Source organism: Coleofasciculus sp. H7-1, from assembly GCF_057473865.1.
Genome location: NZ_JBYCCT010000006.1, coordinates 19660 through 41874, shown reverse-complemented (window position 1 = coordinate 41874; position 22215 = coordinate 19660). Strand labels below are relative to the sequence as shown.

Annotated in this window: 28 protein-coding genes and 2 pseudogenes; 16 read left to right on the top strand and 14 right to left on the bottom strand. The window is 45.8% G+C overall.

The features are described 5' to 3' along the window. Positions 1-153: 153 nt before the first annotated feature. On the bottom strand, positions 154-528 hold the full coding sequence (locus tag AC2VDX_RS01235; RefSeq protein ID WP_378173276.1) for a hypothetical protein: 375 nt from the start codon (positions 526-528) through the stop codon (positions 154-156). Positions 529-572: 44 nt separating this feature from the next. Beyond that, entirely contained in the window at positions 573-860 is a 288-nt protein-coding gene (locus tag AC2VDX_RS01230) for a DUF5674 family protein (protein ID WP_378173279.1), read from the bottom strand. A gap of 150 nt (positions 861-1010) precedes the next feature. Here AC2VDX_RS01230 and AC2VDX_RS01225 point away from each other — a divergent pair, with 150 nt between their 5' ends. The 4 genes from AC2VDX_RS01225 (at position 1011) to AC2VDX_RS01210 (ending at position 2319) form a co-directional block, all read left to right on the top strand. Continuing rightward, positions 1011-1139, top strand: coding sequence for a hypothetical protein (locus tag AC2VDX_RS01225; protein ID WP_378173281.1), 129 nt, complete (start codon positions 1011-1013; stop codon positions 1137-1139). After that, positions 1136-1735: a Uma2 family endonuclease gene (locus tag AC2VDX_RS01220; RefSeq protein ID WP_378173283.1), complete on the top strand. Its 600-nt coding sequence runs from the start codon at positions 1136-1138 to the stop codon at positions 1733-1735. The genes AC2VDX_RS01225 and AC2VDX_RS01220 overlap by 4 nt, the downstream gene beginning before the upstream one ends. Positions 1736-1846: 111 nt before the next feature. After that, the gene (locus AC2VDX_RS01215; RefSeq protein ID WP_378173286.1) at positions 1847-2044 is read left to right on the top strand and encodes a DUF4258 domain-containing protein; all 198 of its coding nucleotides are present in this window, start codon (positions 1847-1849) and stop codon (positions 2042-2044) included. 53 nt (positions 2045-2097) lie between these two features. Then, positions 2098-2319 carry a hypothetical protein gene (locus AC2VDX_RS01210; RefSeq protein ID WP_378173288.1) on the top strand — a complete coding sequence of 74 codons (222 nt, stop codon included), beginning with the start codon at positions 2098-2100 and terminating at the stop codon, positions 2317-2319. A 420-nt stretch (positions 2320-2739) separates the two neighbouring features. Here AC2VDX_RS01210 and AC2VDX_RS01205 read toward each other — a convergent pair whose 3' ends face one another. Beyond that, a complete protein-coding gene (locus tag AC2VDX_RS01205) occupies positions 2740-2877 on the bottom strand; it encodes a hypothetical protein (RefSeq protein ID WP_378173291.1) in 138 nt (45 codons plus the stop codon). Between the two features lie 102 nt (positions 2878-2979). Between AC2VDX_RS01205 and AC2VDX_RS01200 the strand changes: the two genes are divergently transcribed. Genes AC2VDX_RS01200 through AC2VDX_RS01185 form a run of 4 tightly spaced genes read left to right on the top strand, consistent with a single transcriptional unit; the run spans position 2980 to position 8672 of the window. Beyond that, positions 2980-5349, top strand: a complete 2370-nt coding sequence (locus AC2VDX_RS01200) for an MASE1 domain-containing protein (protein ID WP_378173293.1) — start codon at positions 2980-2982, stop codon at positions 5347-5349. 50 nt (positions 5350-5399) lie between these two features. Further along, positions 5400-6716 carry a hybrid sensor histidine kinase/response regulator gene (locus AC2VDX_RS01195; RefSeq protein WP_378173296.1) on the top strand — a complete coding sequence of 439 codons (1317 nt, stop codon included), beginning with the start codon at positions 5400-5402 and terminating at the stop codon, positions 6714-6716. A 53-nt stretch (positions 6717-6769) separates the two neighbouring features. Further along, positions 6770-6967 (top strand): hypothetical protein, encoded by a 198-nt coding sequence (locus tag AC2VDX_RS01190; protein ID WP_378173299.1) that lies wholly within the window; start codon positions 6770-6772, stop codon positions 6965-6967. Continuing rightward, positions 6930-8672 (top strand): RluA family pseudouridine synthase, encoded by a 1743-nt coding sequence (locus AC2VDX_RS01185; RefSeq protein ID WP_378173301.1) that lies wholly within the window; start codon positions 6930-6932, stop codon positions 8670-8672. Before AC2VDX_RS01190 ends, AC2VDX_RS01185 begins: the two co-directional genes overlap by 38 nt. Positions 8673-8719: 47 nt before the next feature. Here AC2VDX_RS01185 and AC2VDX_RS01180 read toward each other — a convergent pair whose 3' ends face one another. Continuing rightward, a complete protein-coding gene (locus tag AC2VDX_RS01180) occupies positions 8720-9820 on the bottom strand; it encodes a WD40 repeat domain-containing protein (protein WP_378173304.1) in 1101 nt (366 codons plus the stop codon). A gap of 122 nt (positions 9821-9942) precedes the next feature. Between AC2VDX_RS01180 and AC2VDX_RS01175 the strand changes: the two genes are divergently transcribed. Both AC2VDX_RS01175 and AC2VDX_RS01170 read left to right on the top strand, forming a co-directional pair. Beyond that, the gene (locus tag AC2VDX_RS01175) at positions 9943-10101 is read left to right on the top strand and encodes an ATP-binding cassette domain-containing protein (RefSeq protein ID WP_378173306.1); all 159 of its coding nucleotides are present in this window, start codon (positions 9943-9945) and stop codon (positions 10099-10101) included. A gap of 429 nt (positions 10102-10530) precedes the next feature. Further along, complete coding sequence (locus AC2VDX_RS01170; protein WP_378173309.1) at positions 10531-11196, top strand: SDR family oxidoreductase; 666 nt, start codon at positions 10531-10533, stop codon at positions 11194-11196. Positions 11197-11254: 58 nt separating this feature from the next. On the opposite strand, the gene AC2VDX_RS01165 is transcribed toward AC2VDX_RS01170, so the two are convergent. Together AC2VDX_RS01165 and AC2VDX_RS01160 are read right to left on the bottom strand one after the other, a co-directional pair. Then, positions 11255-11662 carry an HNH endonuclease gene (locus AC2VDX_RS01165; protein WP_378173311.1) on the bottom strand — a complete coding sequence of 136 codons (408 nt, stop codon included), beginning with the start codon at positions 11660-11662 and terminating at the stop codon, positions 11255-11257. Beyond that, positions 11659-12012, bottom strand: coding sequence for a hypothetical protein (locus tag AC2VDX_RS01160; RefSeq protein ID WP_378173314.1), 354 nt, complete (start codon positions 12010-12012; stop codon positions 11659-11661). The genes AC2VDX_RS01165 and AC2VDX_RS01160 overlap by 4 nt, the downstream gene beginning before the upstream one ends. A 167-nt stretch (positions 12013-12179) precedes the next feature. Between AC2VDX_RS01160 and AC2VDX_RS01155 the strand changes: the two genes are divergently transcribed. Both AC2VDX_RS01155 and AC2VDX_RS01150 read left to right on the top strand, forming a co-directional pair. Beyond that, positions 12180-12422 (top strand): hypothetical protein, encoded by a 243-nt coding sequence (locus tag AC2VDX_RS01155; protein WP_378173316.1) that lies wholly within the window; start codon positions 12180-12182, stop codon positions 12420-12422. Between the two features lie 2 nt (positions 12423-12424). Then, a complete protein-coding gene (locus tag AC2VDX_RS01150) occupies positions 12425-12586 on the top strand; it encodes a PIN domain-containing protein (protein WP_378173319.1) in 162 nt (53 codons plus the stop codon). Between the two features lie 18 nt (positions 12587-12604). Here AC2VDX_RS01150 and AC2VDX_RS01145 read toward each other — a convergent pair. The 6 genes and pseudogenes from AC2VDX_RS01145 to AC2VDX_RS01120 all read right to left on the bottom strand — a co-directional run. Next, positions 12605-13252, bottom strand: a pseudogene (locus AC2VDX_RS01145) (type ISP restriction/modification enzyme); the annotation flags it as partial. A 55-nt stretch (positions 13253-13307) separates the two neighbouring features. Continuing rightward, positions 13308-13847 carry a type ISP restriction/modification enzyme gene (locus AC2VDX_RS01140; protein ID WP_378173321.1) on the bottom strand — a complete coding sequence of 180 codons (540 nt, stop codon included), beginning with the start codon at positions 13845-13847 and terminating at the stop codon, positions 13308-13310. Further along, complete coding sequence (locus AC2VDX_RS01135; protein ID WP_378173324.1) at positions 13847-14071, bottom strand: type II toxin-antitoxin system HicA family toxin; 225 nt, start codon at positions 14069-14071, stop codon at positions 13847-13849. Before AC2VDX_RS01135 ends, AC2VDX_RS01140 begins: the two co-directional genes overlap by 1 nt. Continuing rightward, complete coding sequence (locus AC2VDX_RS01130) at positions 14064-14291, bottom strand: type II toxin-antitoxin system HicB family antitoxin (RefSeq protein WP_378173326.1); 228 nt, start codon at positions 14289-14291, stop codon at positions 14064-14066. The genes AC2VDX_RS01135 and AC2VDX_RS01130 overlap by 8 nt, the downstream gene beginning before the upstream one ends. 15 nt (positions 14292-14306) lie before the next feature. Then, positions 14307-16138: pseudogene (locus AC2VDX_RS01125) on the bottom strand (N-6 DNA methylase); the annotation flags it as partial. A gap of 227 nt (positions 16139-16365) precedes the next feature. Continuing rightward, positions 16366-17271, bottom strand: a complete 906-nt coding sequence (locus tag AC2VDX_RS01120) for a Uma2 family endonuclease (RefSeq protein WP_378173332.1) — start codon at positions 17269-17271, stop codon at positions 16366-16368. Positions 17272-17434: 163 nt separating this feature from the next. Between AC2VDX_RS01120 and AC2VDX_RS01115 the strand changes: the two genes are divergently transcribed. Next, the gene (locus AC2VDX_RS01115) at positions 17435-17914 is read left to right on the top strand and encodes a cupin domain-containing protein (protein ID WP_378173334.1); all 480 of its coding nucleotides are present in this window, start codon (positions 17435-17437) and stop codon (positions 17912-17914) included. Between the two features lie 206 nt (positions 17915-18120). Further along, on the top strand, positions 18121-18402 hold the full coding sequence (locus tag AC2VDX_RS01110) for a hypothetical protein (RefSeq protein WP_378173337.1): 282 nt from the start codon (positions 18121-18123) through the stop codon (positions 18400-18402). A gap of 47 nt (positions 18403-18449) precedes the next feature. Here the strand turns inward: AC2VDX_RS01110 and AC2VDX_RS01105 are convergent, their stop codons facing one another. After that, entirely contained in the window at positions 18450-20186 is a 1737-nt protein-coding gene (locus tag AC2VDX_RS01105) for an ABC transporter ATP-binding protein/permease (RefSeq protein WP_378173339.1), read from the bottom strand. Positions 20187-20297: 111 nt separating this feature from the next. On the opposite strand from AC2VDX_RS01105, the gene arfB reads away from it, so the two are divergent. Next, the gene (gene arfB / locus AC2VDX_RS01100; RefSeq protein ID WP_378173342.1) at positions 20298-20714 is read left to right on the top strand and encodes an alternative ribosome rescue aminoacyl-tRNA hydrolase ArfB; all 417 of its coding nucleotides are present in this window, start codon (positions 20298-20300) and stop codon (positions 20712-20714) included. Between the two features lie 18 nt (positions 20715-20732). On the opposite strand, the gene AC2VDX_RS01095 is transcribed toward arfB, so the two are convergent. Beyond that, positions 20733-21977 carry a glycoside hydrolase family protein gene (locus AC2VDX_RS01095; RefSeq protein WP_378173344.1) on the bottom strand — a complete coding sequence of 415 codons (1245 nt, stop codon included), beginning with the start codon at positions 21975-21977 and terminating at the stop codon, positions 20733-20735. Positions 21978-22056: 79 nt separating this feature from the next. On the opposite strand from AC2VDX_RS01095, the gene AC2VDX_RS01090 reads away from it, so the two are divergent. Then, positions 22057-22179 carry a hypothetical protein gene (locus AC2VDX_RS01090; RefSeq protein WP_378173347.1) on the top strand — a complete coding sequence of 41 codons (123 nt, stop codon included), beginning with the start codon at positions 22057-22059 and terminating at the stop codon, positions 22177-22179. Positions 22180-22215: the final 36 nt, after the last annotated feature.

Genomic DNA, 22215 nt, shown 5'->3' with positions numbered 1-22215 from the left:
CAGCTCGATCGCTTCAATCACCTTTTGCCGCAGGTCATAGCTGTAGGGTTTAGCCATAAAAGTTTGAAAATAGACGACAACGACATCCCTCATAGTCTATGTCCTAATGCACCTGGCGACAGCTATAGTTTTAATAAGTCATTCCATGAAATTTCAGCTTTGAGTCGCTGATGTAACTGCCTCAGACAGCAATCCTGACATCTCTAACACGCGGTCTGACCAAATTTTAGCTTGTTGGGCAACTTTCATTCGTTGTGCATCATCTGCCCAAATGTTTGCCCAACCTAATTGCCAACGAGCTAATTGCACTTGTAACTCAACTAACTCTGCTGCAATATCTATTCCAGCATCGATTGCTGTCCACTCGATGAAGAACTTGCTTTCCTCTATTAAATGGGCAACTGCATCGTGATTCAGGTCGTTATTAGAAAATGACCGAATTCGAGCTAAATTTGCAGCGAGTTCCCCCAAGCGCGTAGGTACAGATTCACGCAAATAACGCTCTCGCTTCGCCGTCCAATCTTTCATACGCCTCCTAATAATTCCTGAGTTATTTGGGCAACTTGCTCATCTTATGCTGGGTCAAGAATCTCCATTGAGCGATTATTTTGACGGGGGCGGATATTAATCAGGGATTCATAAAACACTTCCTGCGTCAATGGGTTCCAACTCGCTCCCCATATATTTTCCTGCGTACTCCCATCTTCCAGCAACACCGCTTCGCAATCCGCATGAAGCTCCCCACCACCAGCAAGAATTCCATGCTCGATATCTACTGCTAGTTTAATGTAGAAACCATGCGCCTCCAGCATTTCATCAATTTGCGCCTTGGTAGCGCGATCGCGGATGATGAGAATCATTCAAAGTCCATCTGAGTAAGCTGTTCCATAGTTTATCAGGGGTAAGGAAACAACGGAGGCGTGTTCACCTACCTATTTGTAATGAACGGTGGGAGCGAACTGACAAGTCAGCGCTTCGCTATCGCACGCTCTGGATGTAAAGGATAAACAGTGAGAGCGATCGCTTTGTTGCGAGAAATTGCTAAAACAGGAGTGGAACAGGCAATTGAAACCGATGAAGCCACTGCAACTACATGGATGAACCAACAACTTGAAGCATTGGGAGTTGAAATTAAATGATTATGCAAGCTGAAGATAAAAAAGTTTACACACCTGAAGAGTACCTTGAGTTTGAGGTTAACTCAGAAGAACGGCATGAATATATCAACGGTGAAATTTTCCTAATGACTGGTGGAACCCCGAATCATAATCAAATTACTGGCAACTTTTACGCGGCGTTGAATTTTGCGCTCAAACGTCAACCTTATCGAGTATTTATCACCGATCAACGACTCTGGATTCCTAGAAAACGCATCTATACTTATCCTGATGTGATGATAGTTCAAGGTGAGTTGCAATTGCAAGAAGGACGAGGAGACACCATTACCAATCCGCTAATGATAGCTGAAGTGTTGTCTGCGTCCACCAGAAGCTATGACAAAGATGCAAAATTTGCTGCTTATAGAACTATTCCAAGTTTTCAGGAGTATCTATTAATTGACCAGTACACCATGCACATTGAGCAATACTTCAAAACCGAGCAAAAACGCTGGACATTTTCCGAGTATGACGATACCAATGAAACGGTATCTCTAAACTCTATTCCATTTCAAATATCGCTGGCAGATATATATGACAAGGTTGAGTTTGAGTCAGCGGAAGTAAGCAATAGCTAAAGATTACGAAGACAGGAGTGGAACGGGTAATTAAGACAAATGAAGCCACTGCAACTGCCTGGATGAACCAACAAATTGCCGCATTAGGTGTTGAGTTATCGGGTTATAACCATGTCAAAGAAAATCCGTTTCAGTGACCACGCCCTGTTAAAAATTGACCTCTTAAGTGAACGGGGAATTGCTATTGCTCAGGAGTTTATAGTTCAAACCATTCGGTTTCCTGATAGACGAGAACCCGGAGAAGGAGAAAAAGTCATAGCACAAAAACAGTTGAATGAGAATCTGGTGTTACGGGTTGTCTACCCTTGAATACGAGGCATTCATTTTAGTAATTACACTTTATCCAGGCAGGAGGAGTCGTTATGAAAGCAGTTAAATACAGCAAAGATGTTGATGCACTTGTGATTGAGCTATCGGATGAGGCGATCGCCTATGCAGAAAAGGTTTATCGTCTAGGGTGCCGAGAAATTGCGATCGCGCGTTGCGCTGACTTGTCAGTTCGCACGGGTATTAAGCCAATCTCTGCCAGACTGATCAGGTTGGGAATTGTGGTGAGACTCCCTTCCAGTCGAACCAACAGCTGATTACCGACAAAGGCGAACCACCACGCAGGTTCAGATTGTACTGGAGGTGGAGCAATGCCGGGGATGAAGGTTCGATGCATATCCTAGTATAGTGCGATAGCGTTGCGCCGACCTGTCAGTTCGCGCGTTGCACAGAAAGAGTCAGTTCGCGTAGCGTGCCGTAGACAGTCGCCTTGATCGTATCATTGCGATCGCCTACAACATCATTTCCCAAGAGCGGCGGAACAATCAGCGCGTGAAGTGTTATTTCGCCAGTTTTTTCAAGTCTGGGGGATGAGCGCTTTGATCTTGAGTGTAACCGTTAGATAAGCGATCGCGTCCAACATTCGCGCAGTTAACTTATCGGTTCAGAGGGTAGGACTCATCGGGAGTATTCCAATGCTTATATAAAAGGGCGAATAAAATTCGTATCTACGCAGACTAAACCCGACGCCAGCGGGTTTCAATAGTCCGCGCACCATCCGGACGAGAGTTTGTGTAGCCGCGATTACGAACATCGCCAGGTATATTTGCCTTAGCCCCAATCGAAATTTCTGGCTTAGCCCAACTCGATCTCACCCGCTGTTAACTTCAAATTCAATTTGGGAACTATAAGGGTAGCAGCCTTTCTGGAGATTTGCTGCTCTTATGGTATGTGCGCGGAGACATGAAATGCAGCCGATGGCGATAAAGCAGAAGTTCCCAGTTAAACTCGATCGCACTTATTTGATAGCAGCGCTGGTAATTCCGATTGTTCACCTCTATTTGGGATATGTCGGATTATCCACGACATTTGTCAATGGTGCCTCCGTATTTTGGCCTTCACTCGGTGTCTTTTTGGCAGCGATGCTGCTACTGGGCTATCGCGTCTGGCCGATCTTATTTGTGAGTGATTTCATTGTTAGCCATATTCTTTTTTTCCCGAACAATCTTTTAATCAGTCTTATTATTCCCGCTGTCAACCTGATCACCCCATTCACCGGAACTTTTTTAATTAATCGCTTCATCAAACGCCACAATTTTTTAGAGCGATCGCAAGATGTTTTTAAATTTATCATCCTGACCATACCCACCCCCCTGATCAGTTCCCTCCTAGCTGCTGTCACGCTTTGCACAAGTGGGATTGCGCCCTGGGCAGCATTTGCAGAAGTGTGTCGAACCTGGTTGGCATCAGACAGCACGGGCATTTTGGTCGTTACACCCCTATTACTGGCATGGTTGCAAAAATCTGAACTTCAAAAAAAATTCGACAAGCAACAAATTATAGAGTTTGTATTTGTATTGGTCTGGGTAATAGCGCTCGATCAGATAGCTTTTTCGGGAGGATACCCAATCGAATACATGGTAATTCCCCCACTGATTTGGTCGGCATTTCGGTTTGAAGCGCGGGTATCAACGCTACTCGTGCTAATTGTGTCAGCGATCGCAGTTTTTGGAACCGTTCGCGGCTTCGGCTCGTTCGCCAAACAAGCTTCGCCCAACGAATCGCTTATCCTGCTGCAATCGTTTATTTGTGTCATTGCGATCACCACATTTGTCATCTCTGCGGTGACGAATGAAAACCGCAAGGCAGAAAGAAAACTCCGGCAAGCGAATGATGAATTGGAGCAACGAGTTGAAGAACGGACGACTGAACTCAATGAGGCGAAAAATTCTGCCGAAGTTGCCAACCAAGCTAAAAGTGAATTTCTTGCCAACATGAGCCACGAATTACGCACCCCTCTCAACGGTGTCCTGGGGTATGCTCAAGTTCTTTCTGCTGCCCCCAATCTTACCGAACAGCAACAACACGGCATCGACATCATCTATAATTGCGGCTCTCATTTGCTAACGCTGATCGAAGACGTACTCGATCTTTCCAAAATCGAAGCACGTAAGATGGAACTGCATCTGAGCGATTTACATCTACCTGCCTTCCTGCAAGGAGTCGAGGAGATTTGCCGCATCCGCGCCGAGCAAAAAGGCATTCAGTTCATTTATCAGCCACCCGCTAATTTGCCGACTGCGATCGCCACCGACGAGAAACGCTTGCGACAAGTGCTGCTGAACCTCTTGGGCAATGCTATCAAATTCACCGACTCCGGTAGCGTGACATTACGAGTGGAGGTGACTGAAAATTCGCAGCAACCATCGTTCACTCAGCTTCGCTTTGCTGTTGAAGACACTGGCATTGGGATGTTACCACAACAACTAGAGCAAATTTTCCTCCCCTTCGAGCAGGTTGGTGATACCAAGCGACAAGCGGAGGGGACTGGATTGGGACTTGCGATCACCAAAAAAATTGTCGAGATAATGGGAGGGGACATCCACGTTAAGAGCTTACCGAAAGTTGGTAGTACGTTTGAGTTTGAGATCGAGTGTTCTTTAGCGACGAACTGGATAGTAACTAACACAGTTACCACTGGACGGATTGCTGGTTATACAGGCGATCGCCGAAGCATTTTGATTGTGGACGATCGATGGGAAAATCGCTCGGTGATTGTTAACTTGCTACAACCGTTGGGATTCACTGTCATTGAAGCCAGCAATGGACAGGAAGGGTTGGAGAAGGCGGATCGGGTTCAACCGGATTTGATTATTACTGACCTGCTCATGCCTATCATGAATGGTTGGGATTTTCTCGCGCTGGTGCGCCAGTCAGAAACGTTGAAGGATGTGCCAATCGTTGTGTCATCGGCAAGCGTGTATGATGCCGATCGCCAGAAAAGCCTTGCAGCAGGCGGCAACGATTTTCTGGCTAAACCCGTGCAAGTCGAGGAGTTATATCGCCTCTTGGCAAAACATCTGCAACTGGACTGGATCTATGCTGAGGCAAAACCGATTGAAAGCGCGATCGCAACCTCAACCGAACTCGCTGTGCCACCCCTATCTGAACTGTCAGACCTACTGGAATATGCCAAGCGAGGACAAATCAAAGGCATCCAAAAAGAACTGGAACGACTTGCCCAACTAGATGAAAACTATCAGCCGTTTGTCAACAAATTAAGTTCGTTAGTGAAAGAATTTAATATTCAGAAAATTCGCCAATTTCTTCAGGAAAAGGCGGAGTAATTTGCCCATCTATAAATACACCAGAATTCGACCGCAGGAGCAATTAAACAATGTCAGGCAATGCCGGTAACGAAATTATTTTAGTAATTGATGATAATCCAACCAATCTAGAATTATTGCATAATGCTTTGGGTTCGTCTGGCTATGAAGTTTTGGTGGAAATGGATGGTCTTAGTGGAATTGAGCAAGCCAAGAATTATCCGCCAGACTTGATTTTACTAGATGTTCAGATGCCAGGAATTGATGGATTTGAAACCTGCCGTAAATTGCAGACAGATCCGTCTACAAAAAACATTCCAGTGATTTTCATGACGGCGCTGACTGATACCACAGACAAAGTGAAGGGGTTACATTTAGGGGCAGTAGACTATATTACAAAACCGTTTCGCCAAGAAGAAGCACTTGCCCGGATTCAAACCCACTTAAAAATTCGGCGTTTGAGCTTGGAACTCGAACAACAAAAACAAGAACTTGAGCAAGTTGTTCAAAAACGCACATCTGAATTAACCTGCACCCTGCAAGAATTAAAGAAAACGCAATTGCAGTTAATTCAAAATGAAAAACTGTCTACAATTGGTCAGTTGGTTGCTGGTATCGCTCATGAAATTAATAATCCAGTTGGTTGTATTACTGGCAATCTAGAGCAAGCTACTCTTGCTGTTAAAGATGCGGTCGATTATATACGTCTTTATCAAACCAAGTTCCCTAATCCTGGCATAGAAATTGAACAAAAAGCTGAAGAGATTGATATTGAATATCTTCTAGACGATTTACCCAAAATGTTCTTATCTATGCAGACAGGAATCGATCGAATTCGCAACATTAGTACATCACTCAGAACATTCTCGCGTGCTGATGTAGATTTCAAGGTATCAGTTAACATCCATGAGGGACTTGAGAGTACCCTGATGATTTTGCAACATCGTTTGAAGGCTCAAGAACATCGTCCGGCAATTCAGGTAATTAAAAATTATGGTCAAATTCCTAAAGTTGAGTGTTATTTAGGGCAACTCAATCAGGTATTTATGAATATTTTGGCAAATGCAATCGATGCTTTGGAAGAAGGGAACCTGGGGCACAGCTATGAAGCGATTAAAGCAAATCCCAACCAAATTATAGTTCAAACCGAAATGAAAGATGAACAGCAGATTGCAATCCGGATTGTAGATAATGGGATGGGGATGACGAAAGATGTCAAGCAACGTATCTTCGATCATCTATTCACGACTAAACCCGTGGGAAAAGGAACGGGTCTAGGACTGACGATCGCTCATCAAATTATTGTTGAAAAGCACGAAGGAACTATCGAAGTAAATTCTGAATTGGGAAGAGGTACAGAGTTTGCGATCGCTCTTCCGATTGTATAATCTAGTCTCTAGAGCTACATCAGATAAGTCAATGTCTCAATCAGCTCTGGTGAGTGACTGTAAATTCATCAGTAAGACTGCTAGTGCTGCGGTGGCAATATGACAGAGTGGTACACATCGAACTGCAAAAGCTCTCGATCGCATGGCAGATTCTGATTGTGGTTTTTTTTGTTGTAGGTATTGCTGGAGTAATCACAAGTGCAGAGGAAAATAATGGATACCCGCAAGAGACTATCTATAAAGGTTGCTAAAGGTATTCAAAACTATTACTATGAAGGGCGTTGTCCTCAAAGTGGGGAATTACTGAGACTACCCCGCACTCAGCAAGCAGAAGCGATCGCTTATGATTTAATGCAACACCTTGCCAACAATCACCGTTATTCCGATGAAGGCAAGATGTATGGGATATTGTTAGTTGAACTACCGAATGGCGAACAACGGGTACTCAAAGCTTTCTCCGGTCTTCTGAATGGTAATAGCGCGATCGCTCTCTGGGTGCCGCCAATTCCGGGACGAGACGAAGTTGCCCTAGAAGAAGCCCGCACCTTAGCCAAACTGGAGGCGATTAAGCAGGAACTGATTACCCTAAAGCAACTAAAAGAACGGCAGCAGTACGAAACGCACTCTCGCAAGTTTGAACAGCAGTTGCAAGAAATGAGCGATCGCCATCGAGATTGCAAGCAGCAACGACACCGAAAACGTCAGATACTCTGCGAAACACTGACTGGAGAAGCGCTAACAATTGCCCTCGAAGAACTTGACGAAGAAAGTCGTCGGCATGGAATTGAGCGACGAATACTCAAACGTCAGCAGAATGAAGTGTTGCAGCCAATTAAGCAACTGATTGAAGCAACCCAATCGCGAATTTGGGAATTAAAACAACAGCGTAAAGAACTATCCCGCCAATTGCAGACTCAGATGCACGCGGCATACAGCCTAACTAATTTTTTCGGGCAGTCTCTATCATTGCAGCAATTGATGCCAGGAGGCTCTATGCCCACTGGAACCGGAGACTGTTGTGCCCCCAAGCTGCTGCACTATGCGGCAACACATGGACTTAAACCACTGGCAATGGCAGAGTTTTGGTGGGGGTCGTCCTCTGGGGACAAAATTCAGGGAGAATTTTATGGAGCCTGTGCGGAACGCTGTCAGCCATTGATGGGGTTTCTGCTGTCGGGCTTGCCTCAGATGCCCACAGGCTATAAGCCTGGGGCTATACAAACGAAGCCCGCCTGCGTGGGCTGGCAAATATCCCAGCCTGCGGAGGCAGGCTTAGTCTGTATAGCCGCACCCTTTAGGATGTCGGCGATCTACGCAACGCTGACGCGATCGCTACCCATTCTTTATGAAGATGAATGGCTGATTGCGGTGAACAAACCCGCAGGGTTACTATCAGTACCTGGTCGTTATCGCGACAGCTTTGATAGTGTCCTCAGTCGCTTGCGTCATCTGTTGCCAGATGGCATGGCGATCGCATCTGTGCATCGCCTGGATCGAGAAACATCTGGTATTCTCTTGCTGGCACGCGATCGCCAAACCCATCGCCAACTGAGTCAGCAGTTTCAGCAGCGCCAAGTTCACAAGGTTTATGAAGCCCTACTTTCCGGTTCTGTGACAATTGAGCAAGGTGCGATCGCACTCCCTTTATGGGGAGATCCGGAAAATCGCCCCTATCAGAAAGTCGATGAACGGGGTAAAGCTAGCTTGACTCGCTTCCAAGTTATCGCCAGGGAAGGAGACTGGACTCGCATAGAGTTTATCCCCCTAACCGGACGCACCCATCAGCTACGAGTTCACGCTGCCTCACCGCGAGGACTTGGGGTAATTATATTGGGCGATCGCCTTTATGGATGTCGTGCAACTGCCAGTCGGTTACATCTGCACGCCAGAGAACTTCGCTTTGTGCATCCGCAATCTGGAGAAACTCTCCATCTCCAAGCAAAAACGCCCTTTTGATAATATTGCTCTAGATGACGGTAACTTCCCAAAAGGTGGCTGGTACTTCAAAAAGACCCGCGCAAAACACTGATTCCAAAACCTGACAAACCACCCCCAGAACCAATCGCAAGAGTTTTGCCATCTGGACTAAAGGCAATGCTGCTTGCGTATATGCGACCAAGAGTTTGGTCGTTAATGGAAGCCTTAAACAGCGTTTTAAGTAGCCCTCCAGTCCGCAAATTCCACAACTTGACCGAATTATCCCAAGAAGTAGCAACCAGCTTCTGCCCATCAGCGCTAATTGAAATGGAACCGAAACCTTCGGGTATCGTGTGGAGAAGCTGCTTTGTTCTCAGGTTCCATATCTTGATGGAATCTGCCACACTCACAAGAGTCTGCCCATCGGGAGCGATCGCAATAGAACCAATTGGGCTAGTATGTCCTTCGAGAGTACCCAGCAGTTTTCCCGTCTTGATATCCCATAGCTTAATGCTGGTGTCCTTACTGGTATTTTGATCTACATTATCTCCACCACCAGTCGCAAGCATCTGTCCGTTTGGGCTGAGGGCAATTGACCGAATCGGCGTTGATTGTGGATTGATAGTCTGTAGCAGTTTGCCTGTTTTGAGGTTCCACACCAACACTTTCTTGTCATCGCTGGCACTTACTAAAGTTCGCCCATCCGCAGCAATTTCAAGGCGATTGACCTGTTGTGAATGCCCTTTTAAGGTGTAGAGAAGTTTATTAGTTTTCAGGTTCCACACCTTAATTGTTTTATCATTAATTTGTGCCTTACTGTCAACAGTCACCAAGGTTTGGGCATCAGGAGTAATCGCAACGACACCTGCGGCATATACTTTTTCATTGAGGGTACGCAGCAGCTTACCCGTCTTGAGGTTCCACAGCTTGATTGCCTCACCAGGGCTATGGCTGACCAAGATTTGACCATTGGTATTAAAGGTCAGAAAAGTAACATCGTTTTGATGCCCGCGTAAACCGTAGATTTGCTCAAAATCTCTTTGGGAGTTAGAGGTTGTTGGTGTTGTTGAGTTGGGTTGGGTTGAGGATTGGGCTGTTAATGGGAGTGTAGCGATCGCGCCAGTGGCAATTGCCATAACAGCTAGAGCGATCGCGTTTTTCCAAGACAACTGGTTGAGATTTTTCATATAGATAGGTATGTGGTTCAGGCAGGACAAAAACTCTATTACTAGCCGATACAATCCCATAAGACGGCAGATGTATACGCCAATGTTGCCGTCATAACAGTTACAACAGCCTCGGTTCCTGGGTGGCTGAGTTCATCGAAACCTTGCCGAAGCAGTACGATACCCTACTGGGCGGTCAGAACCTATCGGGCGGACAGCGGCAGAATTTAGCGATCGCGTGGGCGCTGGTCACTAACTCTCTTATACTCATCCTCGACGAACCCACGAGTTCGCTGATTTGAAAGCAGTGGGTGATAGAAGCCCTCCAGCGTCTACGCCGCCTGAGAACCATGATCTTGGTCACGCACCGACTCGAAACTGCCGTAGACTGCGATCGCATTTTTGTGATGCAGGAGGGCGAGATCGTCGAGGAAGGCACCCATCCTGAACTCCTTGCCCGAAAAGGATTCTACTTCCAAATATTGGGCTACAAGTCATTCTCGACCTGACAATCCTCGAAAAATGTGGAAAATTGAAACACCTTAAGCTCATTCCCTGCTTGAAAGTCGGAGGATGAGCGCTAAAGCAGTCAATTCAACAGATCCTCACCTGGGATTTTGATCGGACGATCGTAGCACGCGGCAGCATTCTGGAGCAGGATGGTAAGCGACAGTTTCCGATAGGCTATGAGTGTCTAGGGATGTCCCTCTAATTAAGACGTTGGAGTTCGCATGGCAATTTATCTGGTTACGGGCGCTAATCGGGGCATTGGTTATGAATACTGTCGTCAACTACAAGCGCGGGGTAATGTTGTTATTGCCATTTGTCGCACTGCTTCTGAGGAATTGAAGCAGCTAGGGGTGCATGTTGAGGAAGGGATTGATATTACCTCTGATGCTTCGGTTGCTTCTTTACGCGATCGCCTGGGTGACACTAGGATTGATGTTCTGATTAACAATGCCGGAATTATCAAGCGCGTGACGCTGGAAGACTTGGATTTTGAGAGCATTCGGGAACAGTTTGAGGTGAATGCTTTGGGGGCTTTACGAGTAACTCATGCGCTATTGCCACTTCTCAAAGCAGGCTCCAAGATCGTGTTGATGACGAGTCGGATGGGAGCGATCGCAGATAATACCTCTGGCAGTTCCTATGGCTACCGGATGTCTAAAGTGGCGTTATCGATGGCAGGCAAATCCCTGTCTATTGATCTCAAACCGCGTAAAATTGCAGTGGCGATTCTGCATCCAGGGTTAGTTCAAACCCGCATGACGAACTTTACTGCTGGTGGCATTACGCCGGAAGATTCGGTGAAGGGTTTGTTGTCTCGGATTGATGAGTTAACGCTGGAGAATACAGGCACTTTTTGGCACGCTAATGGAGAAGTACTGCCTTGGTAGATGTGCGGCACAGATTTGAGGAATTGGAAGTTACAGAGCAAGAGCATTGCTGGTTAGTTCATTCAATTTTTTTACTTTCCTCTGCTCGTCTACGTTCTGCACAACGCTCAACGCTATTGAATCCAAGAAGTTGCACAGTTGTTCTTCCTGGTGGGGTTAAGCCAACGATTTCGTCATCTCTTAAGGAGAAATGTTCGCTCCATTGTTGAGTGCGGGGATTGTACAAAAAACTAAATTCGTTGGTTTGTGGATCAAAAGAGCCAAGATCAGTTCCTTTGTATCGGTTACACCGCCAGCAGGCATAGGCTAAATTTTCAGCAATGGTTTCACCGCCATGCTTGAGGGCAATAACATGATCTACTTCATGGGCATAGAAGCTAACATCTGCTGGAATTTGGCAGTATTCACAGCAATATCCGGCTCGCTCTTGAACCAAACGGCGTAGGGATTCAGATATGTATGTCACGAGTTAGAGGGGCGCGTGAGATAAGGCAAGTTGCCAAGCTTTAGCATGATCGCGAGATGTTCAATTCGCTCATACTCGTTGAGTTCTGCAATCTCAGTTGGTGTGATATTGCCGCTTTGATTTTTGGTAAGTAACGTACTGAGCCGCTCTTGCATTTCAGGTGTGGGGCGAAAGGCGGCTATTTGTTCTGGGGTTGGCTGACTTGTTAGAAAGTCCAGAATGTAGCGATAGACATGGGCGGGAAGGACTCCCTGCTGAACGCACTGCCGCAATAATTCTGGCAAGCGATCGCCTAATTGGGTCAGTTGTTCTGAGAGGTCGTCTGGAATTTCAATCGTGATAGTTGCCACAGCAAGAGCCACGCAATAACTACACTATTCGCTATTGTATATCTAGTTGAGAGCTTCTCTCTGCGTGGATAGCCGTTGAGTTTGGTGTAATAGTAGATGAAGGCAATGTATTGCCCCTGTTTTTGGGTGTATTGGGGTTCTAGGTTGTAAGCACGGAGCCAGCAACGATGGAGAGCATTAAGGTACGGCAGCACATTGGACAAGATGGCATTCTCCATCTTGAGATTCCCGTCGGGATAAGAGAGCAGGATGTAGAAGTAATGGTAATTTATCAGCCTGTTCCATCGTTAACGACTATTGAAGCATCATTAGAATCTCTCTATGGCATCTGTGCAGATGACCCGATTATTCTTGATGACCAGGGGATCGCAGAAGCTCTTGATGATGACCTTGCTGGAGCGTTTGACTAGGAATGCGTTACCTGTTGGATACGAATGTTTGTGTGATGTATTTGAATAGTCGTTCAACCTCGGTGCGCGATCGCTTGCTTTCTACACCTACTGAAGACATGGCTGTGTGTTCGGTGGTCAAAGCTAAACTATTTTATGGTGCGCTACGAAGCCATAACCCATGAATGTTGGGTTATCAAGTTCTACTCAATCGGAAAGCTGGGAATCAATTGATCAATTTCTACCATTAGTTGCATGGTTTCTTTAAGCGCAACTACTATTTTTTGATAGTGCAACACATCATCAAAAGATAAAGTGCGTCTGGCTTTTTTACGATCTTTTAGCCATTTGTCTAATACTTGATAACCACCGATCTTAAATTCCCACACATCAGGGGTGATGCCTTCAAAGTAGCGGTCTTTGTTGATATAAACACGCTGTTCTGTGGGTTTGTAGATAACTTCAGTAACAGCATTGTCACCATCGCCACCCATTTTAGTAATCAGTTTATTGAGTTTTTTCGATTTCATCAGGTGTAGGTCTACTAATTCCTGACCTTTTGCACCCAAATCTTTAAATAGTTGATCGTTGCTGGTCAATGGCACACGGGGAAAGTCGATTTTGAGAAACTCTGCGTAGCGTTGGCGATAGGTGGGACTATGGAAGATGGCGTAAATATAGTAAAAGATGGCTTCTGGTGTGGGAATATCGCCAAGTTTTTCTCGAATTGTACTCAGAAAGCCTGGGACTAAGTTTATAGCTTTTTCTGTAAATAAGCTAACTTGTTCATTCCGATTATCAGGATATAGGTAGAGAGGAAAAAGATAAGTCCGTTCCCGTGTAGCTACTGAAACTGTGCAGTCTGTTACAGAATATTTAGTACAAAATGTATGTCTAAATTCACCATTAACTTGACGAGTTGTACATTAAGCTCAAGTTTTCTCCTATGAGAAGGTGACATGTAACCTCATTTCTAGGAAGTTCGACTACATCTTCATGATGGTAATAAGCTCTCCAGTCAAATGGACGGTAAAGACATTGTGTAAAATGGCTTTCCCAATCAAAATTTGACTTGAGCGATCTTCGCCTTTGGCTTAAGTTCCAATCTCTCGTATCTTGAAGCTCATAGGCTTCACTAATTGCTTGATCTGAAATATTTAAGTCTCTAAATTTATCTATTCGCTTGCGGAGTTCTGATAAATCAAAATCAAATACAAAATGATCTCGGTGAGTTTTGACTCCTGTTGAATTGACTGGCATTATTTCTGTAATTTTCCAGCCCACCTCGTATTCTGTACGCAAATCTTTGTCTTGAGGTGTGAAAAGATAGAACGGTGATTGAGGAAAGACTTCTGTCCATTCAATCGTGGTTACATCATGGTCTTGAAGATAGCGATATTTATCCTCTCGTGAACCCCACAGATCAGCATGATAAATCTTAGCCATTAAATAACCTCAAAAAGATGACGGGGTAATCCTGATTGTCGAATAATGGATTGCAATGTTCCAATCTTTAGTTCTGCATAATTAGGAACAGGTACAGTAATCGTTGTTTCTTCAGTCTTTAGTTGCATAATGATATGACTACCCCGTTGCCGCACCTCTATAAAGTTATGGGATGCCAGAATTTGGCACACTTCTCGACCTGAGAAAACGCGCAGCTTACCCAATTGCAACCTCCAACTGAGTTACAAAGACTTCTGTATGTAAGCGATTCTGTATTTCTGAAGGATCTGCCAATTCAAAAAATAGTTGTAGCGCTTCAACCAAATTATTTTTTGCTTCTTCTACAGAATTACCCTGGCTGGCAATATCTAGTTCAGGACACAACGATACATAGCCATCGCCTTCACGCTCAATAATTGCCGTAAACTGCTGAACTCGTTTCATCTTGCTCTCTCCTTTGGATATTTGACCATAATAGCCACTGCCACCCCTTGCTGAATATCAAACACGTTTTTATCCGGTGAACCATCCGGGGCAACTTCTTTTTTGCGGCTGTTACCATGCAAATCCATCAGATAAATCTCGTCAAATGTTTTCTCTAAACTCTGGCGCATTCCCCGAAATGTGGGATTATCCAGATAACCATGATTAGTAATAAACGCCAGAATTCCAGAACCTGTGCGATCGATTCGCCACTGACCAAAGCGAATAAATTTCACATAGTCATCCTGCAACCATTTGGAATTTCTTTCACCTAATGGTAGACCATCCACATAGTAATAATCTTTAACTAAGCCTGCAATCCACTCACTTTTATTTGCCGAATGTCCAGAATAAGGCGGATTGCCTAACACTACCATTACAGGTGTATCTCGCTTCACCGTTGAGGCTTCATTTGCTTCTTGTGCAACAAACTGACCAAACAAAATCTCTGATTTTTTTAAAGCTTCATCTAACGTATTCGTAAGGTAAATTCCTAATCGCTGTTTGCCCTTAAATTGATAACCCAGTTCTTTTAATTGTAGACCTAGCTTAAGATGAGCGATCGCATAGGGAGCCATCAACAACTCAAAGCCAAACAACCGATTGAGCAAATTATCTTGCACATAGCTATCCCACTGATTCGCCATGCCAATTTCTTCTAGATTGCGATAAATTTGCTTTACAACTTCATACAAAAACGTACCAGTCCCCGTTGCAGGGTCAAGAATTTGCACTCTCGGCTTTTGCGTCACCGGATCTTTGGCGTTATCAGCTAAACCCAACGGCAAATCAAAGCGATCTTTAAGAATGGCATCAACAGAACGCACAATAAAAGACACCACAGGTTCCGGTGTGTAATAAACGCCTCTACTCTTTCGCAAAGCTGCATTATACGCCGCCAAAAACGTCTCGTAAAAATGCACAACTGGATCTTCTTGACGAGTACGCTGCCCAAAGTTTTCTAAAATACTGCCCATATCTACCTGAGACAGCAATTGCACCAGATCATCGATCGCCCAATCAATCTGGCTAACAGCATCAGTTTCCACAATGGTATTAAACAACCGCTTCAAAAATGGGTTGGTTGCTGGAATATAAGTTCCTGCTGTGCGACGGGTAAACGTCTCACCCCCCGGATTTTGAGCATGACCGACTCTTGCTGCAAATAGCCCATAGGAAATTGTCTGAGCATACATATCTGAAAAGTCAGCATCAGTCAAATTGGGTAGCAACACCTCACTAAAGCCCTGCTTTAATTGATGCAATTCTCCCTCAGATTTCTCTAGGCTCAGAGCCGTTTCAGTTGCTAACCGAATCGCCTTAGTTAACCTCGCCATCTGTCGCGCTAAGTCTTCAGGACTGCTGATGATCTCGCCTGTATAGCTGAGAAACTGATCCAACAGTGCAGCAACCTTGTCAGCATCCTTTACTTGCAGTGTATTATCGTTGCGTGCCAATATCTCCTTAAGTCTGCGCTTCCCGTTCACATACCAGCGAAACTCTAGATAATTGGTTAATACTAAATTGGGAAACGCTTCTAGATATCGCTGCAATTGCTCCGATTTTTCAATCTGATCCAGATCTAGCCCAATATCTTTGGCTTCCACATAACCCACCAGCAAGTCTCGCCGCTTTACCGTAAAGTCTGGAATCCCTGCTTTGTTGCCTTTTTCTTCAATCACCGCGTCAATTCCATTCTTCGGATCATCCAGCAAATCTTTTAATGCTGGGTAATGGCTGCGCTCACTTCCTTTTTGCAGGTTCTTTTGAATTGACTTTAGATAAGCATCAAAGGAGAGAGATGGCATTGTAATCTTAACCCCGGTGCAATTAGTTAAATTTTGGCAAACGTCTTCCTACTCTTGAGTATTCCAATGAAGAGCGCGATCTGAAGAGCAGCAGCGCCAGCGATCGCGTGGCGTACCCTAGGTATATCGCTCCTGCTCAATTGCTCCAAAACCTTACTGAAGCGATCGCAATGTCTTTGAGCGTTAAAGCAATTCTTGAAGCTGAATGACTAGCGATCGCTCCATGCTCAATGTGACGATTGAACAGCCTCTACTTGCACCTCTGATAGCCCCAGTATTTTAGCGACTTGTGCAATCTCCATGCCCGTTGCTAATAAATTTCGGGCAGCTTGTAGCAACTGCGTCTGAGCTTGTTCCCTTGCCACTCGCTCCTGCTCCGTATCGGTTAAAAACCAATTGCCTGCATCATCGCACCAGCGCAACCAATAACCTGGGACATCTTCAAACATCCCTTCCCAAACTCCTAAACCAATTTCTAAATCAGCTAACCAGGCGATCGCGTTCTCTAGACTAAGCGACTGCTCCTGATACTGTCCCCCATCCAGTTTGAAATAGCGCAACCGTTGAGTATAGCGGCTATACACGAGGTAGTGAGGAATCCGCAAATATCGCTCATATATCTCTAGCTTGGTAGGTGGTTTGGTTGCAGTGGGTTCCAGAGCATTTTCCATTAAATTGCCTGCTGGAGTCGCTGATTCTGCATTCACCACTCCAGAGGTTTCATTGTAAAAGCGTCCCAAATCTTCAACCCCAGTGCCAGGAGACAAAAACTCAATCGCTACATACGGACTTTTGCCTTCTTGCCAGATGACATAACTCCGCCGCAGATCTTTGCCATCATACAAACGAGGCACATCTACCGCTAAAAACCAGTCAGGACGCTTATACCAAAGCGGATGGTTGACATCATAGTAGAGGTTGAGGTCAGAGGCAGTAAAACAATTCTCGCGAGTGTAACCACTCAACCGGAGAGTGCGACTGAGCAATTGAGGCTGGAGATCGTGAAACTCGTCAGGCAAACCAGGCTCCTCTGGATTTTCACTGGGTAGATCGTACATTGTGGGCAATGTTTCTCGTGGCGATCGCGGCGGATCAACTTGTTCGAGTGCTGGTTTACGAGTGATGGGAACCATAGCCAACCTCAAAGCTTGCCTTATCCTTAATTTTACTTCATATTAAGGTGTTATCAGGCAAATATAAATATAATGGATAATCCTTGAAAAGATAGGTGCTTAACTAGCCAATGTGACGTTAAATACATAGTTAGCCCTCATCATCCCGCCTCACGAGGTTCCTATGCCAGAAAGAGCCATATCGATCGCCATCAATGCATCTGACGCACCGGCAAGAACCAAACCCTCGAACTATCCTGAACCGTTCGCGTCGCGCATGGTGGGCAGAGAAAAGCGCCCACTTGGTGATCTGTTTGGCCTCACAAACTTTGGCGTCAACCTCACACGATTGGCTCCCAATGCCGTTTCCGCCCTGCGTCACGCCCACACCAAGCAAGATGAGTTCATCTACATCTTGCAGGGGCATCCAACGCTACACACGGACGAAGGTCGTACACAACTCTCTCCGGGCATGTGTGCGGGTTTCAAGGCTGGCACTGGCAACGGACACCATCTGATCAACGAAACCTTAGAGGATGTCCTGTACCTCGAAATCGGGGACAGAACACCGGGAGATGAAGGAAGCTATCCCGATGATGACCTCAAAGCCCTGCTGGAGGATGGCAAGTGGAAATTTGTTCACAAAGACGGCACTCCGTACTAAACGGCTGACTCACCGTTCTTAGTTCTCCTGTTGAATTGCGACCGCCACCTCAAAATCAGGCTGAATTCCAGGTCTAATATCAAGTCGAGATGATTGCCGATAATAAAACCCTCTCACCCGTTATGATGATTTTCTTCCCAATGCTTCAAGGATTTACTACTAACGGGTGAATGTTGAGCTTAAGAAAGCCAAGTACACTTAGATTCATGGAAAATAGCTTATTCGATAAAACTTTCCGAGACAGTGAGGGCAATATTGTTATTGCTCAACCGCCAAATCTGCCGCTTTTGGTTGGGATTACAGCAACTGTACTCGAATTAATTGTGAAAAGCGGCAATATCCATACAGGTCTAGACGCAATAGCGTTTGGTTCTTTGTTTACTTGGGCGTGGCAGGAGCTATTCGAGGGTGTTAACTACTTTCGTCGAGCGCTAGGTTTAGTTGTGCTGATTGGCTGCATCGCTTCGAGGTTCTCCAACAACTTCTGAGTGTTCATCTGCACTTCAGCATTCTTGGAGCCGATCGCCCTAAAATATCAGGTGGTTGATGGCAGTTCAAACAACTCCGGTTGTTCTTTGACCAGAGCCACAGGTTGTTTAATCTGCCAAGTCTTATCCTGGGAAAGTTCCAGCAAAGACTGATGGTAATTCGCCAACGTTGAGCGATGCCCCACACTTAAGAAAGTAGTCCCTATCGCTTGCAATTGTTGATATAACCCTTCCTCATTGCTCAAATCTAGGGCGCTGGTGGCTTCGTCGAGAATGGCGTATTTGGGTTTATTTAACAGTAACCGAGCGAATGTCAGCCGTTGTTGTTCACCCAAAGATAAGACATCTGCCCAATCCTGTTCCGCATCAAATCCGCCAAATCTCTCATCCAAATCTGCTAAATTTACCTGTTCTAAAACTTGCTTCAAGTGTTGATCGTCAACCTCAAGGTGCATGTTGGGATACAGCAGTTGATCGCGGAGAGTACCTAGCACCATATAAGGACGCTGCGGCAGAAATAGAATCTGATCGGATTCAGGACGAACGATCGCACCCTTGCCAGAATTCCACAATCCAGCGATCGCTCTCAGCAGTGAACTCTTACCACAACCACTCGCCCCCATCACTAAAAGTCCCCCTCCTACAGGTAACTCTATCGATAAATCTTCTATCAATGTGCGTTGATAGTTAGGAGTTTGCAAGCTGAGGTGTTCAACCGCGAGATGTTCGGCTGTAATTGTCTGAATCTGGGGCTTTTGCTCGTCGGATGCCTCCTGTGTTTGTTCTAAAAACTCAGCAAAAGTATAGAGACGGTTAATTCCGGCTCCAAAAGTGGTCAATTGCTGGAAGCGGGCAACGACAACATTGAGGGAGAAAAAGACGCGGACAAAAGCGCCCTGTGCTTCAGAAACTTTCCCCACTTCCATTTCTCCAGCAAAAATTGCAGGCGCTACCACTAATGCAGGCAAAATGAAGGGGATGAACTCATAAGCATTTGTGAGCATATTTAAGTTCAATTCCCAAACCAGCAGTCGTTTAACATTCTCAAACACATCCATAAATCGCTGTTTGACTTGATTCGATTCCCTTTCCTCTCCTCGATAAAAAGCGATCGCTTCTGCATTTTCCCGAATTCGCACTAAGCTAAAACGTAAGTTGGCTTCCTTCTTGAGTTGTTCAAAGTTGAGTCGGACAAGCGGCTTACCAAATACAACGGTAGTAACGAACGTTCCAATCAAGGCGTACAGCACCAGAAAAAATACCAAAGGTTTAGAAATTCCCCAAAGTACGCTGCTGAAGGCGATCGTCGATAGCACAGACTCCACTAACCTCAACAGAAAAGTCAGGGATTCTTGGGTAAAACTGCGAACATCCTCCGCAATTCGTTGATCTGGGTTATCAATCTCGGTTCCAGAGATATGCAGATTGTAGTAGGAGCGATCGCGAAAATAGCTATCTACAAACCGATGAGTGAGCCACCGTCGCCATTGCAAACTGAGGCGATCGCGCAGATAAGTATAACCTGCTAATAGAGGTGCATAAACCACCAGCACGCCGATGAAAACGATGACAGTTTGCCAGAAACGCGGCTCATCTTGGGCAGAAAGAGATGAAATCAACACTCCTCGCTTGTTGTTGAGTACCACACTCAATCCTGTATACGCCAGCAGAAACAGCACGACTCCCAGCAGTAACCCTCTGGCTTGCCATTTTTCATCTCCCGACCAATAGGACTTAGCGATCGTCCAAAATTGCTGGAGTACATTGAAATTCAATCGATCCATCGGCTTGCTTTCCTTACAACCAGGTCTGTCAAGAGATAATCAGCAAAGGTGAGCCAGAGTAAAATCCGCTCGACTAAAGAGTGCGACTCATCTGTAAGCAATTTTTGAATTATGCTGCAAATTTCTAATACCGTGAGTATCCCAGAGCATGAGATTGAGATGAGTGCGGTGCGATCTCAAGGGGCAGGGGGGCAAAATGTAAATAAGGTGGCGACTGCCATTCACCTGCGCTTTGATATCATTGCCTCCTCGCTGCCCGATCGTTACAAAGAGCGGTTGTTGAAGCTTTCCGACCAGCGCATTACCAAAGAAGGGGTCATTGTCATCAAGGCTCAAGAACACCGCAGCCAGGAACAGAATCGGGAAGAAGCGTTGCAACGATTGCAAGATTTGATTAAGAGCGCGATCGCAGTCATCAAACCCCGAAAAAGGAGCAAACCGACTCGGAGTTCTCAAAGAAAGCGTCTGGATAGCAAAACTAAGCGAAGTCAGATTAAGACGATGCGAGGAAAAGTTACGGATGAATGACAGTGGCGGATTGAATCTTTAACTCCAATTGCGATCGCCTTCTGGCTGCAATCGTTTAGCAGCGTCAATCACATCTTGCAGTTCTACTGGATCGCTGAATGGGTCAGCATCAAGTGTCATAACCCGATTGAATTCCTTTTGCCATCGTCGTAGCTCTGCAATGTATGGTTCGCAAGGCACCCGCTTTAGATTATCCCCTTCCTCCACCAAATCGTAAATCCCATTGTGCAGCCACCTTCCGGTATGCCAATCCGGCATATCAACAGCAGGGAATAAACAAATGCCATGCATATCCATCCCAGAATTAACCGCTGCCAGAGACTCTTCCACTACGTCCTTTAGCCAGTCATCTCTGCCTGCTTCCATCCCACTGGTTTCGCCAACGATCATCGGTCGGTGATAGCGTTCCCACACCCACCGCATTAGCTCACAAAGCGGTTTGATGCGATCGTCGTCAGGTTCTAGCGCCTGATGGGGGCCATGTTCCCGGTATTCCATCTGACCGAAGGAATAGTGATTTGCGCCAACGATATCGAGAATTTCAGGGGAACCGCCGAGTTCAGGATGCTCTTTCCCGTAGAGAATATCCCACGCCAAAAACGTATCCACATAGGTTTCATGTTTCGCCAACTCGATTTGATCCGGGCGATCGCGTGGTGCGACTACCTGAACCAAAGGATCGATCTGGATCATCCTTGAGGAGGGTTCCACTTCTCGAATTGCCTTAACACCTGCGATCGCCGCCTTACACAGGGCTAGACGAAAGCGAAAACGGTCTTCTTTTGTAGTTGTATAGGGAGCCACCCAACCCCATTCTCCACCGCAGAACGAGAAAAACGTAATTTCATTAATTGGCGTGAAAAAATAGGGGCCAGGTAAGCGGGGAATCACATACTCTGCTGCTGCGCGACAGTAACGGGCAAAGCGATCGGTAAATTCATCAGAAAATGGATCGAGATCGTCTGGATACCCATAGTGGCAGAGATCCCAGATGGGAACGATTTGCGTCTCCTGCATTGCTGCAATCATGGGATCAATGCTAGAGAAGTCGTAGCAGCCATCACGATCGACTAGGGGCCAGGGAATCCCTTCCCGTGCCACATCAATTCCCAGCGATCGCAAGATGTTGTAATCTTCCTGCGCGTGACGATCGTGCTGTGTCTCTTCAATCAGATTCCGCCGTTGCTTGTCCTTCCAGAGAAACGTCGAACACTCAAAGCCAGAGATGAAGAAGGTGGGGAAGATGCCAGGTCGTTGAGCCATACGTTTGCTCTGGTAAATTTACTCGTCATCGTAGGCACTCTTGCTCATTTGAGACACTATCCAACGCGAGATAAATCCGTTGAGTCCCCTATTTCTGATGTTGGGTACAGTTGGTTACAGAGTCAACGCGATCGCGAATAGGCAGTTTGCCCAGCCCATTGTTGCCTCCCACCAGCCGAGTGAGGCAATTAACGGGACTTAAACTAAAATTAAGCGTAAATAAAGGTACAATGCTTGG